This is a genomic window from Brevundimonas sp. (assembly GCF_032055285.1).
GTDB lineage: Bacteria > Pseudomonadota > Alphaproteobacteria > Caulobacterales > Caulobacteraceae > Brevundimonas.
This window is the reverse complement of record NZ_DAMBRE010000007.1, coordinates 78,680-91,646: the sequence shown is the minus strand read 5'-3', so window position 1 is coordinate 91,646 and position 12,967 is coordinate 78,680. Positions and strand designations below refer to the sequence as shown.

At 68.6% G+C, this 12,967-nt stretch carries 12 protein-coding genes and 1 other RNA gene; all 13 read left to right on the top strand.

Annotation, left to right across the window (positions count from 1 at the left end; genetic code table 11):
- The first annotated feature begins 64 nt into the window (after positions 1 to 64).
- The 13 genes from RTY13_RS15065 (at position 65) to mraY (ending at position 12,967) form a co-directional block, all read left to right on the top strand.
- The gene (locus tag RTY13_RS15065; protein WP_312784630.1) at positions 65 to 817 is read left to right on the top strand and encodes an SIMPL domain-containing protein; all 753 of its coding nucleotides are present in this window, start codon (positions 65 to 67) and stop codon (positions 815 to 817) included.
- A gap of 150 nt (positions 818 to 967) precedes the next feature.
- Positions 968 to 2,755 carry a signal peptide peptidase SppA gene (gene sppA / locus RTY13_RS15060; protein ID WP_312784629.1) on the top strand — a complete coding sequence of 596 codons (1,788 nt, stop codon included), beginning with the start codon at positions 968 to 970 and terminating at the stop codon, positions 2,753 to 2,755.
- A gap of 123 nt (positions 2,756 to 2,878) precedes the next feature.
- Positions 2,879 to 3,202 carry a hypothetical protein gene (locus RTY13_RS15055; protein WP_312784627.1) on the top strand — a complete coding sequence of 108 codons (324 nt, stop codon included), beginning with the start codon at positions 2,879 to 2,881 and terminating at the stop codon, positions 3,200 to 3,202.
- 9 nt (positions 3,203 to 3,211) lie between these two features.
- Positions 3,212 to 3,973 (top strand): N-acetylmuramoyl-L-alanine amidase, encoded by a 762-nt coding sequence (locus tag RTY13_RS15050; protein ID WP_312784625.1) that lies wholly within the window; start codon positions 3,212 to 3,214, stop codon positions 3,971 to 3,973.
- A complete protein-coding gene (locus RTY13_RS15045; protein ID WP_312784623.1) occupies positions 3,970 to 4,434 on the top strand; it encodes a DUF6678 family protein in 465 nt (154 codons plus the stop codon). The genes RTY13_RS15050 and RTY13_RS15045 overlap by 4 nt, the downstream gene beginning before the upstream one ends.
- Before the next feature lie 6 nt (positions 4,435 to 4,440).
- Positions 4,441 to 4,819: RNase P RNA component class A (gene rnpB, locus RTY13_RS15040), an RNA gene on the top strand.
- Positions 4,820 to 5,318: 499 nt separating this feature from the next.
- A complete protein-coding gene (locus RTY13_RS15035) occupies positions 5,319 to 5,795 on the top strand; it encodes a division/cell wall cluster transcriptional repressor MraZ (RefSeq protein WP_312784621.1) in 477 nt (158 codons plus the stop codon).
- Positions 5,792 to 6,754, top strand: coding sequence for a 16S rRNA (cytosine(1402)-N(4))-methyltransferase RsmH (gene rsmH, locus RTY13_RS15030; protein ID WP_312784619.1), 963 nt, complete (start codon positions 5,792 to 5,794; stop codon positions 6,752 to 6,754). Before RTY13_RS15035 ends, rsmH begins: the two co-directional genes overlap by 4 nt.
- Complete coding sequence (locus RTY13_RS15025) at positions 6,751 to 7,167, top strand: cell division protein (protein ID WP_312784617.1); 417 nt, start codon at positions 6,751 to 6,753, stop codon at positions 7,165 to 7,167. Before rsmH ends, RTY13_RS15025 begins: the two co-directional genes overlap by 4 nt.
- A 20-nt stretch (positions 7,168 to 7,187) precedes the next feature.
- Positions 7,188 to 8,969: a penicillin-binding protein 2 gene (locus RTY13_RS15020; RefSeq protein ID WP_312784680.1), complete on the top strand. Its 1,782-nt coding sequence runs from the start codon at positions 7,188 to 7,190 to the stop codon at positions 8,967 to 8,969.
- On the top strand, positions 8,966 to 10,426 hold the full coding sequence (locus RTY13_RS15015) for a UDP-N-acetylmuramoyl-L-alanyl-D-glutamate--2,6-diaminopimelate ligase (protein WP_312784616.1): 1,461 nt from the start codon (positions 8,966 to 8,968) through the stop codon (positions 10,424 to 10,426). Before RTY13_RS15020 ends, RTY13_RS15015 begins: the two co-directional genes overlap by 4 nt.
- Positions 10,419 to 11,858: a UDP-N-acetylmuramoyl-tripeptide--D-alanyl-D-alanine ligase gene (gene murF, locus RTY13_RS15010; protein ID WP_312784613.1), complete on the top strand. Its 1,440-nt coding sequence runs from the start codon at positions 10,419 to 10,421 to the stop codon at positions 11,856 to 11,858. The genes RTY13_RS15015 and murF overlap by 8 nt, the downstream gene beginning before the upstream one ends.
- Positions 11,858 to 12,967 (top strand): phospho-N-acetylmuramoyl-pentapeptide-transferase, encoded by a 1,110-nt coding sequence (gene mraY / locus RTY13_RS15005; RefSeq protein WP_312065654.1) that lies wholly within the window; start codon positions 11,858 to 11,860, stop codon positions 12,965 to 12,967. Before murF ends, mraY begins: the two co-directional genes overlap by 1 nt.

The window sequence follows — 12,967 nt, the reverse complement described above, 5'->3', positions numbered from 1 at the left end:
AACGGCCAAGGTAGGGTCGTGGCTGGCGAAGACGCCTGGCCGATGTATTTCGACGGAGACGATGATGACCCGCACCGCACGCGCCCTGATGCTGGGCACGGCCCTGATGACCCTGGCGGTTCCCGCCGTCGCCTCCGCCCAGGCTACGGGCGCTTCTCCGATGCAGGTGCACGCCATGGCGCAACAACCCGCCCTCAATCTGTCGGCCTTCGGCGAGGTCAAGGTTGCGCCGGATCAGGCGACGATCAACTTCGGCGTCGTCACCGAGGCCGCCACGGCCCAGGAGGCCATGACCCGAAACGCCCAGCAGATGAACCGCGTCGTCGCCGCCCTGCGCCGCGCCGGCATTGCTGAACGCGATATCCAGACCTCGGGTCTGAACATGTCGGCGCAGTACGACTATCAGCAGAACGAACCGCCCAAGCTGCGCGGCTATCAGGCGATGAACCGCGTCACCGTGGTTATCAACGACCTGACCAAGGTCGGAACGACCGCCGACGCCGTGGTCGCGGCGGGCGTCAACCAGATCGACGGCATCGCCTTCGGTCTGAAGGACGCCAAGGCGGCCGAGGATCAGGCGCGCCAGCTGGCCGTGCGCGCCCTGCAGGACAAGGCGCGGCTCTACGCCCAGGCCCTGGGCGTCCAGTTGGGCGGGGTACGCACCCTGACCGAGGGCGGCGGCTATATGCCCGAACCGCCGCGCCCGATGTACGCTCGCGCCATGGCCATGGACGCCGGCGGAGCCTCGACCCCGGTCTCCGCGGGCGAACTGACGGTCCGCATCGACATCAGCGGGACCTACGACATCGGCCGCTGATCGGCTGAAACCAAGACGAGGGGAGGGCCTGCCGGCGACGGCGGGCCCTTTTCCGTTTCCATTACGGCGGCTTCATTTGACGCGGGTCGCTTGCGCCCTATGCTCGCGGCAGGCCGCGCGTGGCCACTGACGGGACGGCCGCCTTTATTCATGAAACAGTTCTTCCTGACCATGCTCGGCGTCTTCGCCGGGCTCGTGGCCTTCTTCATCGTCCTGCCGATCGCGGCCCTTCTGTTCTTCGCCGCCGCCGCGGGCGCGTCCAAGCCGACCACGCCGGCCAATTCGGTGCTGGAGTTGGACCTGCGCGAGGGTTTGACCGACCAGGCCCCGACCAATCCCTTCGCCGCCTTCGGCGGGGGCGGCCTATCGGTGGTCCATATCGTCGACACCCTGGCCCAGGCCGAGAAGGATGACAGCGTCAAGGTTCTGCTGGTCCGCGCGCCCGAGACCGGCATGACCCCCGCCGCTGCCGACGAAGTGCGTCAGGCGATCAACCGTTTCCGCGCCTCGGGCAAGACCGTCATCGCCCACAGCCAGGGCTTCATGCCGATCGGCGCGGTGGTCTCCAGCTATATGGTCGCGGCTAGCGCCGACCAGCTGTGGATGCAGAACACCGCCAACTTCCAGGCGACCGGCCTGGCCAGCGACAGTCTGTTCCTAGGGCGCGCCTTCCAGAAATACGGTGTGCAGGCCGAGTTCGAGCAGCGCTACGAGTACAAGAACGCCGTCAACGAATACACCCAGAGCGACTACACTGGCCCGCACCGCGAGGCGATGGTCGCCTGGATGACCTCCATCTACGACAGCGCTCTGGCCAATACGGCGCGCGACCGCAAGACCACGCCTGAGGCGCTGAAGGCGACTATCGAGGCCGGTCCCTATTCGGCGGAGCAGGCCCTGTCGCTGAAGCTGGTCGACAAGATCGGCCAGGTCGAGGAAGCCGAGGCCGCCGCCAAGGCCAAGGCCGGCAAGGACGCCAAGATCATTAGCTTCGGCGACTACGCCTCGATGCAGGGTGCGCGCAACGGCTCGGGCAAGTCGGCCATCGCCATCGTCGGCGCAGAGGGCGCGATCACCACCGGGCGCGGCCAGAACGCCTCGCCCTTCGGCTCGGGCTCGGACATCCGCTCGGACGACACCGCCAAGGCCATCTATGACGCCATCGAGGACAAGGCGGTGAAGGCCATCGTCTTCCGCGTCTCGTCGCCGGGCGGCTCGCCGGAGGCCTCCGAGCAGATCCTGGCCGCCGTGCGCGCGGCCAAGGCGGCGGGCAAGCCGGTGGTGGTCTCCATGGGCGCCTATGCGGCCTCGGGCGGCTACTGGATCAGTTCGGAAGCCGACTGGATCGTGGCCCAGCCCTCGACCCTGACCGGCTCCATCGGCGTCTTCGGCGGCAAGTTCGTTCTGGCCGACGCCCTCGGCCGTTTCGGCCTGGACATGCGCGGCCTGTCGGTCGGCGGCGACTACGCCGACGCCTTCTCGCCGGTGCAGGGCTTCGATCAGGGCCAGCGCGCCGCCTTCGCCGCCTCGATGGACCGGGTCTACGAAGAGTTCGTCGCCCGCGTCTCGACGGGCCGCAAGCTGCCGGTCGAGCGCGTGCGCGAGATCGCCAAGGGCCGGGTCTGGACCGGAGCCCAGGCCAAGGGTCTGGGGCTGGTTGATGAACTCGGCGGTCTGAACGAGGCCGTCATCAAGGCCCGCAAACTGGCCAATATCCCAACCAGCGAGTCGGTGCGCTTCAAGCGCTTCCCCACGCCGCAGTCGCCGTGGGAGGCTCTGGCCTCGGCCTTCGGCGCCTCGGGTCAGGCGGCGGACGCCATGATCTCGGTCGGGCGCGTGATGGGCGATCCGGCCGCCCAGGCCATGCTGAACCGGGTCGAAGCCGAGCGTCTGCGCAGCCGCGGCGCTGTGGTGCTGGCCGACCAGCCGGCGTTTTGATGGCCGCAACCGCAAAAAGACCCTGACTGATGCGTGATGTCGCAGTCCATTGACCGTTCAGGTCGATGGACCGACATTGGGTTTCAGGCGTTCCTTCATCGGCGCGCCGCGAAAGGCAGTTCCATGATCCAGTCCGACCCCTTTGTTCAGATCGGCCTCAACGCCCGACGTGGCACCGGCGGCGGCCTGCTGGCGCCCTTCGTCTGGCTCGGCGGGTTGATCGCCACGGCTCTGGCCGTGACCGTGGGCGCCGTGCTGGCCGTCCTGACCGCGGCCGCCGTGGCCGTGATCGCCCTGATCGCCGGGGTGGTGGTCTTCTTCGCCGGTTTCGCCTTCCGCGCCCGTCGCGCCCGCGCCGCCACGGCCCGCCGCGACGAGGGCGTGATCGACGCCCAGAAGGTCGGCGACACCTGGGTCGCCTACGGCTGGGAACGCGAAGGGCGCTGATCGGGCGCCATGCTGAGCTTCATCGACGCCCCATCGCCTAATTTCAACGCCCGGCGCGGTCCGCCGGACATGCTGGTCCTGCACTACACCGGGATGAAGACGGCGGACGAAGCCGTCGCCCGGCTGCGCGATCCGGCGGCCGAGGTCTCGGCCCACTATGTCGTCAACGAGAACGGCGTCATCCTGCGGCTTGTGCCGGAAGAGCGCCGCGCCTGGCATGCCGGTCGCGGGGCCTGGCAGGGCGAGACCGACGTCAACGCCGCCTCGATCGGCGTCGAGATCGTCAATCCGGGCCACGAGTTCGGCTATCGCGCCTTTCCGGAGGCTCAGGTTCAGGCGGTGATCGCCCTGGTCGCCGACATTCGCTCGCGCTGGACCATCCCCGATGTTCGCATCGTGGGCCATTCCGACACCGCCCCGGATCGCAAGCAGGATCCGGGCGAGCTTTTCCCGTGGAAGCGTCTGGCCGAAGCCGGGCACGGCCTGTGGTTCGACCCCGCGCCCGAACGCGTCGCCGCCCTCGGCGCCGACCTGTCGCCGGGCGACGAGGGGCTGGGCGTCATCGTCCTGCGTTCCGGCCTGCACCGGCTGGGCTACGGCCTGAAGCCGGGCGGCGACTACGACGACGAAACCCGCCTGACCGTCGAGGCCTTCCAGCGTCACTGGCGGCCCGACCGCATCGACGGGATCGCCGACGGCGAGACCCGCGCCCGCCTGGTTGGCCTGTTGCAACTGGCCTCGGCCGAGAGCGTGACGGGCGTGCTGGATTGAGCGGCGCGCCGGACCCGGTCGCGGTGCACAAGGCGGCGGTGCGGGCCGAAGTCGAGCGGCGCGGCCTGGCCTCCTTCATGAATGCGACGAAATGGGCCGAACTGAAGCGGGCGGTCATGATTGAACTGCCCTTTGTTCCCGCCGCCCAACGCCAGGACGTGCTCAAACCGCCGGAGCGGCTCGCTGGCGTTCATGACTGTTGGCAGGGCCATCATTGGGATCACGAGACGATCCAGCCCTTTTACTCGATCGAATGGTTGCGACTCATTCCTCGCTATTACGAGTTCACCGGTGCTCTGACGCCGTATCGGGTCGCGGGCGATTGCACCGACCAGTTGCGCGCTATTCTGGAGCGGCTGAACATTCCCTTTCGGGAGGATCGCGAACGCACCTTCTGGCTTTACGGCTACGCTTCCGCCGATCCGGCGACATTGACGCCGCCGTCCGAAACGCGCACTTAGCCCCCGCCAGACGGCCGGGCGGTCGCGGCGAGAGCTTGCTCTTGTCGAGGAAAGTCCGGGCTCCACGGTGAAGAGGCGGCGGGTAACTCCCGCCCGGGGCGACCCGAGGGATAGCGCCACAGAAAGCAAACCGCCTGGGCTCCGGCCCGGGGAAGGGTGAAAGGGTGGGGTAAGAGCCCACCGCGTCGGCGGCAACGTCGGCGGCATGGCAAGCCCCGCCTGGAGCAAGACCGAATAGGGACGTCGCGCGGTTTCGGCCGCAGGGTTCACCGCCCGAGGCGTCCGGGTAGGTCGCGAGAACCGTCCAGCAATGGGCGGTCCAGAGGAATGATCGTCACCGCCTTTCGGGGCGGAACAGAACCCGGCTTACAGGCCGTCTGGCATATTCTCTTGGGCCTATCGGCCTTCGGCCTGCTTGAGGCCCGTTAAGCTTCTCCCTCTCCCGGCGGGAGAGGGCTTGAGCCTCCAAGAGCGAAGCGATTGGAAAGGCGAAAGGGTGAGGGGCTACGTTGTCATTCGGCGTTAGCCGTAGTGCCACGGCTCACGCCGACGGCAGCCAGGAAACCCTCATCCGGTCCTGCGGACCACCTTCTCCCATCGGGAGAAGGGATGAGGCGTTGCGCCATTAACCCCTGCGTTGAAAACATGGCGGAAAAAGCCGTCCACAGGTTGTGAATACTCTTGATGTTGCTTGTATGTTCTCATTTTACACTTGGTTTCGGGTTCGGCGAACTGCAAATTTGGTTAAAGGGTGTCAACTAATCCCATTGAGGCCCATCTGATCCCATGCTATCCCACAACCTCATGAGTAGGGGCTGTGGCCCGACGCGTGGTGTCATCAACGGATTTCAGGGACGGGCCGAGGGGCTCGATTGGGGCAGGGCGTGTTTCTCTCGACCTACGAGAAGCAGCTGGACGGCAAGCGCCGTCTCCTGATCCCCCAGGAATTCCGCACGGCTGAAAACGGCGCCGAGCACGGCGTCTTCTGCTTCCCCTCCATCGAAGCCGACTGCCTGGAAGCGGGCGGCGACAAGCTGTTCGCCGAATATCGCGCCGTCATCGAAAGCCTGCCCTTCGGCGATCCCTATCGCTCGGCGCTGGAGGCCTCGATCTTCGGCGAGCAGAAGCCGCTGTCCTATGACTCGGCGGGCCGCATTACCCTGCCGGAGCACCTGTGCGCCGAGGTCGACCTGTCCGACACGGTCGTCATCTATGGCGTCGGCGAACGTTTCCAGATCTGGAACAAGGACAAGTGGGCCGCGCACCGCGCCGAGCAGCGCCGCATGGCGCGCGAGGGTCTGAAGCAGTTCGGTGAAATGCGCCGTCAGGCTTCGGCGGTGAAGATCGGGGGCGCGGCATGACGTCTCCGCACGCCCCTGTCCTTTTGGCCGAGGTCCTTGAGGCGCTGAATCCGCAGCCGGGCGACGTGATCATCGACGCCACCTTCGGCGCCGGCGGCTACACCCGCGCCATTTTGGATCGCGGGGCTCAGGTCATCGGTCTGGATCGCGATCCGACCGTCCAGCCACACGCCGACGCGGTCGCCGCCGCCTATCCGGGCCAGTTCCAGCTGATCCGCACCCCCTTCGCCGGTCTGGCCGAGGCCTTCGCCGAGAGCGGCGAGGCCCAGCTGAACGGCGCCGTCTTCGACATCGGCGTCTCGTCGATGCAGCTGGATCAGGCCGAGCGCGGCTTCTCCTTCATGCGCGACGGGCCGCTGGACATGCGCATGGGCGATACGGGCGCGACCGCCGCCGACATCGTCAACACCTGGGATCACGGGCCGCTGGCCCATATCTTCAAGCAGTACGGCGACGAGCGTCAGTCGGGCCGGGTGGCGACCGCCATCCTGCGCCGCCGCGTCGAGCAGCCGTTCAGCCGCACCCTGGATCTGGCCGAGGTGGTCGAAAAGGCTCTGGGCGGTCGTCGTGGCGCGGCCATCCATCCGGCCACCCGGGTGTTTCAGGCCCTGCGCATCGCCGTCAACGATGAGCTGGGTCAGCTGGAGCGCGGTCTGGAAGCCGCCGAGGCGACCCTGGCACCGGGCGGCCGTCTGGTCGTCGTCACCTTCCACTCGCTGGAAGACCGCATCGTCAAGGCATTCCTGACCGAACGCACCGGCAATGCGCCGGGCGGTTCGCGTCATGCGCCCGTCGCGGTCGAGACCCGCAAGCCCAGCTTCGACCTGATGTTCAAGGGGGCGAAGGAGGCGGGCGAGGCCGAGCTGGCCGCCAATCCGCGCGCCCGTTCCGCCCGGTTGCGCGCCGCTGTCCGCACCGAGGCTCCGGCCTGGGGCAGGATCGGGGGAGGGCGTTCATGATCGCTGTTCCCGTTCCGGTGAAGCGCCTGTTCGACTGGAAGGTCCGCGGCGTGCGCTGCGTCGAGATCATCGGCGTGGTCTGCGTCGCCGCCCTGGTCTTCTCGGTCTACATCGCCAAGGCCGCCGCCGCCCGCGAAAGCGCCGAGATCAGCCGCATCGAGAGCGAGATCCGCGAGAACCGCCAGCGCGTCCGCCTGCTGCGCGCCGAGGCGACCCGCCTGGAGCAGCCTGCGCGGCTGGAGGCCCTGTCGCGTGAAATCGGCCTGGGGCCGGTTGATGTGAAGAAGCAGGCGGTCGAGACCGGTCTGCCCGCCATCGCGCCGCCTCCGCCGGTCGTCGCGGCGCCCGCGCCTGTGGCGGCTGCGCCCGCCGCGCCTGCTGCTGAACCCGTCGCCGTGGAGAGCCTGCATTGAGCGTGCATGATCACCACGGCATGGACTATCGCCGCCCTGCGCCCGGTCGGCCTCAACCTCGTCCGCAAGGCCCGTCGGTGGGGGGGCTGTTCGCCGCCTGGGGCCGCTGGGTCGCCAACTGCGTCTGGTGGATGGAGCACTCGTTCGAGCGCGCCCGCGCCGACGGCCGTCCCGAAGAAGACACCCGCGTCCGCATCTTCCTGATCCTGGCGGTCTTTTCGGCTGTCTTCGCCTGCCTGGCTCTGGGCGCGGCCCACGCCGCCCTGTTCGCGCCGCGCGGCGCGGCGGGCGCGGGCTTCAATCCGAACGCTCTGACGCGCGCCGATCTGGTGGACCGCAACGGCCAGCTTCTGGCCACCAACATCACCCACTACGGCCTCTACATCGACCCGCGCGAGATCTGGGATCCGGCTTCCGCCAAGGCCCAGCTGCGTCGCGCCCTGCCGCGCGTCTCGGCTAATCGTCTGGACCGCGTTCTGGGCGGCGAGCGTCGCCTGTTGGTCCTGAACGGCCTGACCCCGTCCGAGCGCAGCGCGGTGCACGCCCTGGCTCTGGGCGGCGTCTCGTTCGAGCCCGAAGACCGCCGCGTCTATCCGCTGGGGACCTCGGCTGCCCACCTGATCGGCCGCGCCGACACGGGCGGCGAGGGCGTGTCCGGCACGGAGCTGGCCTTCAATCAGGAAATCCGTGCCGCGGGCGCCGCGGGCGAGGACTTCCAGCTGTCGATCGATCTGCGCGTCCAGGGCGTGGTCGAGAACGAACTGGCCATCGCCGCCGAGGAGCATAAGGCCAAGGGCGCGGTCGCCGTGGTGGCCGACGCCCAGACCGGCGAGATTCTGGCCATGGCCAGCTGGCCGACCTACGACGCCAATCGCCGCAACAGCGCGCCTGAAGAGGCCCTGCTGAATCGCGTCACCTCGGCCCACTATGAAATGGGCTCGGTGTTCAAGAGCTTCACCGTCGCCGCCGGCATCGACACCGGTCGGGCCGACATGAACACCCTGTTCGACGCCTCGCAGGCCCTGCAGATCGGCAAGCGTCGCATCACCGACTTCCACGCCACCAACAAGGTGCTGACGCTGGAGGAGGTCTATCTGCACTCGTCCAACATCGGCACCTCGCGCCTGGCGGTCGAGATGGGCGGCGATGTGATGCGCGACTACTTCCGTCGTCTGGGCCTGCTGGACGCCGCCCCGATCGAGCTGAAGGAATCGGCCAGCCCGCCTCGGGTGCGCAAGTGGGACGACACCACCCTGGCCTCGCTGTCCTTCGGCTACGGCATCATGATCACGCCGATCCAGTATGTGGCGGCCTATGGCGCGCTCGTGAACGGCGGCCGCTATGTCCAGCCGACCCTGCGCAAGGGCGGGCGTCCCAATGCGCCGACCCATCAGGTTGTCTCGCCCGAGACCTCGGCCACTATGCTGGACCTGATGCGCCGCAACGTGACGCGCGGCTCGGGCCGCTTTGCTGATGCGCCGGGCCTGCGGGTCGGCGGCAAGACCGGCTCGGCCAACAAGCTGGTCAATGGCCGCTATAATCCCGCCGTCGCCGTCGGGTCCTTCGCCGGGGTCTTCCCCGCTGACGGCCCGGTGACGGCCAAGCGTTACACCGTCTTTGTGCTGATGGACGAGCCGGGCGTCTTCCCGCGCACCGGCGGTTATGTGGCGGCGCCCGCCGTGGGCCGCATCGCCGACCGCATCGCTCCCTTCCTGGACGTTCAGCGCAAGGCTGACCGCTGGTCCACCGCCCTTGGGGAAAAGATCCCCGAGTTCGAGGACGTCGAAGGGGACGGCCGATGAGCGCCCTTCGTCTGTCAGAACTGCTGCGCCGCGACGTCGCCTCGGACCCCGAGATCACGGCCGTCACGGCCGACAGCCGCAAGGTGGTCCCCGGCGCCCTGTTCGTGGCCCTGCCGGGCGCCTCGGCCGACGGCCGCGCCTTCATTCCGCAGGCCCTGGCCAAGGGCGCCGCCGCCATCCTGGCGCCCGCCGACACACCGGCCGGCGCCGCGCCCCTGCTGGTCGCCTCGGGCGACGTGCACCGTGCCTATGCCCTGGCCGCGCGCAGCTTCTACGGCTCCCAGCCCAAGACCTGCGTCGCCATCACCGGCACCAACGGCAAGACCTCGGTCGCCAACTTCTGCCGTCAGATCTGGGCCGGTCTGGGCCTGAAGTCCGCCAGCATGGGCACGCTGGGCGTTGTCGGTCAGAAGGGCGACAGGACCTACGCCCTGACCGGCCCAGGCCTGACCAGCCCCGACGCCGCCGACGCCGCCCGCCTGCTGGCCGAACTGGCCGCCAAGGAGGTGACCCACCTGGCGCTGGAGGGCTCGTCGCACGGCATCGAGCAGCGCCGTCTGGACGGGGTGGCGATCCGCGCCGCCGGTTTCACCAACCTGACCCAGGACCACCTCGACTATCACGGCACGATGGAGGCCTACCGCGCCGCCAAGCTGCGCCTGTTTGAGGCCCTGCTGCCGCGCGGCCGCACCGCCGTCCTGAACGCGGACTCGGACGCCTATTCGGCCTTCGCCTCGGCCTCGATCATGGCCGGTCTGGGTGTCATGGGCGTGGGCGAGCGCGGGCGCGACCTGAGCCTGCTGGCGCGCCGGGCCACGCCGGAAGGCCAGCGCCTGACCATCGACGCGCGCGGCCGGATCCACGACATCCTGCTGCCCCTGGCCGGCGCCTTCCAGGCCTCGAACGCCCTGGTGGCGGCGGGGCTGTGCATCGCGGGCGGCGAAGACCCGGACCGGGTCATCCCGGCCATGGAGTTCATTCGCGGCGCCCAGGGCCGTCTGCAACGCATCCCCGGCGAAGGCGCGCGCGGCGGCGAGGTCTATATTGACTACGCCCACACTCCCGACGGTCTGGAGACCGTGCTCAACGCCCTGCGCCCGCACGCCACGGGCCGTCTGATCGTCGTCTTCGGCGCCGGCGGCGACCGCGACCGCGCCAAGCGGCCGATGATGGGCGAGATCGCCGGGCGTCTGGCCGACGTGGCCATCGTCACCGACGACAATCCGCGCTCGGAAGACCCCGCCGCCATCCGCGCCCAGGTCCGCGCCGGCTGCCCCGACGCGCTGGAGATCGGCGACCGCCGCGAGGCCATCCGCCACGCCGTATCGCTGATGCGCGAAGGAGATGTGGTGGTGATCGCCGGAAAAGGGCATGAACAGGGACAGATCGTCGCCGGGGTCGTGCATCCCTTCGACGACGCCACCGAAGCGACCGAAGCCCTGCGCGATCATGCCTGACACCCAAACGCCGCTCTGGACCGCCGAAGCCATCGCCTCGGCGACCGGCGGCCAGCTCCACGGACCCGATGCTGATGTTTCGGGCCTGACCTACAATAGCCGTGAAATCCAGCCGGGCGACCTCTTCCTGGCCCTGCACGGCGCGCGCGACGGGCACGAGTTCGCCGGGGCCGCTTTTGCGGCGGGCGCCACGCTTGCTCTGGTCGACCGTCCGGTCGAGGGCGGACCCTATGTTCTGGTCCCCGACACCCTGAAGGGGCTGGAGGCCTTGGGCGTCGCCGCCCGCGATCGCGCCCGCCTGCGCGGCGCCGTCACCGGCAGCGTCGGCAAGACCAGCGTGACCCAGGCCATCAAGGCGGGCCTCGATCTGGCGGGATCAAGCCACGCCTCGATCAAGAGCTACAACAACCACATCGGCGTGCCCCTGACGCTGGCGCGGATGCCGCAGGGCACGGATCGCGCCGTGTTCGAGATCGGCATGAACCATCCGGGCGAGATCGGGCCGCTGTCGGCCTTTGTCCGTCCGCACGCCGCCTGCGTCACCACCGTCGGCCCGGTCCATATCGAAGCCTTCGCCGACGGCGAGGCGGGCGTGGCGCGCGAAAAGGCCGCCATCTTCCAGGGGCTGATCCCCGGCGGCGTGGCCGTGGTCAACGCCGCCGACGCTCATGCCGACATCGTGCGTCAAGGCGCGCTGGACGCCGGAGCCAAGCTGCGCACCTTCGGTCGCGACGCGGGCTGCGACGCCCGCCTGCTGGACTTCGTTCCCGACAGCGAGGGCGCGACGGTCGTCGCCGAACTGGACGGCCGGCGCATCGAATATCGCCTGGCCCAGTCGGGCGTGCACTGGGGTCTGAACAGCCTGTGCGTCATCCTGATGCTGCAGGCGCTGGACGTGTCGCTGGATACCGCCTTGCAGGCCCTGGCCGGCTTCCAGCCCCTGGCCGGGCGCGGGCAGATGAAGACGGTCGCCATCCCCGGCGGCGCCTTCACCCTGATCGACGAGAGCTACAACGCCAATCCCCTGTCGATGAAGGCGGGCTTCGTCAGCCTCGGCGCCAAGCCCGTGGGGCAGGGCGGCCGCCGCGTCGTCGTCCTGAGCGACATGCTGGAACTGGGCGACCACAGCCGCGCCCTGCACGAAGGTCTGGTCCCGGCTATCGCTGCGGCGGGTCTGGATGTGGTTCATGCGGCCGGACCGCAGATGCGCCAGCTTTACGACATCCTTCCGCCCTCGCTGCGGGGCCAATGGCGCGAAACCGCCGCCGAACTGGCCGCCGAGGCCGCCGATCTGGTCCAGCCCGGCGACGTGGTCATGGTCAAGGGATCGAACGGGTCGAAGGCCGCCCTGGTCGCGGCCGCGCTTGCAAAACTCGGCGTCGCCGAACAAGAGGCGCGCGTCGCCGTCGAGGCCCAAGGGAAGCCTGCCTGATGTTCTACCTGCTCTATCTCTATTATGCGGACATCGCGCAGGAATATCCGCTGCTGCACCTGATCCAGTATCAGACTGTGCGCGTCGCCCTGGCCATGGCCACGGCCATGATCGTCGCGGTCGCCATGGGCAGCCGCTTCATCAACTGGATCCGCGCCAAGCAGGGCCGGGGCCAGCCGATCCGCGAGGACGGCCCGGTGTCCCACCTGTCCAAGGTCGGCACGCCCACCATGGGCGGTCTGATGATCCTGGCGGGCATCGGCGTGGCCGTGCTGCTGTGGGGCGACCTGACCAACCCCTATATCTGGATCGTCTCGGGCGTGACGGCGGCGTTTGGCGTGCTGGGCTTCATCGACGACTACGCCAAGGTGACCAAGCAGACCTCGGCGGGCCTGACCTCGAAACAGAAGCTGGCGGCCCAGGCCGTGGTGGCCGTGATCGCGGGCGTGCTGACCGTCGTCTGGATGACCTATTCGCCGACCTCGCCGGGGCTGGAAACCTCGATCGCCTTCCCCTTCCTGAAAGCCATTCTGCTGAACATCGGCTGGTTCTATGTGGCCTTTGCGGCCTTCACCATCATCGGCTTCTCCAACGCCGTGAACCTGACCGATGGTCTGGACGGCCTGGCCATCGTGCCGGTGATGATGGCGGCGGGCGCCTTCGGAATCATCTCCTATCTGGTCGGCAACTTCCTGTTCGCCGACTATCTGCAGGTTCACCACGTGCCCGGCGCGGGCGAGCTGGCCATATTCTGCGCCGCCATGATCGGCGGCGGCATGGGCTTCCTCTGGTACAACGCCCCGCCGGCCAAGATCTTCATGGGCGACACCGGTTCGCTGGCCCTCGGCGGCGCCCTGGGCTCCATCGCCGTGGCCACCAAGCACGAACTGGTGTTGGGCATCGTCGGCGGCCTGTTCGTGGTCGAGGCGGCCTCGGTGATGATCCAGGTCGGCTACTTCAAGCTGACCGGCAAGCGCATCTTCCTGATGGCGCCGATCCACCACCACTTCGAGAAGATGGGCTGGCCGGAATCGACCGTCGTCATCCGCTTCTGGATCGTCGCCGCCATGCTGGCCCTGGCCGGTCTGGCCACGCTGAAACTGCGCTGA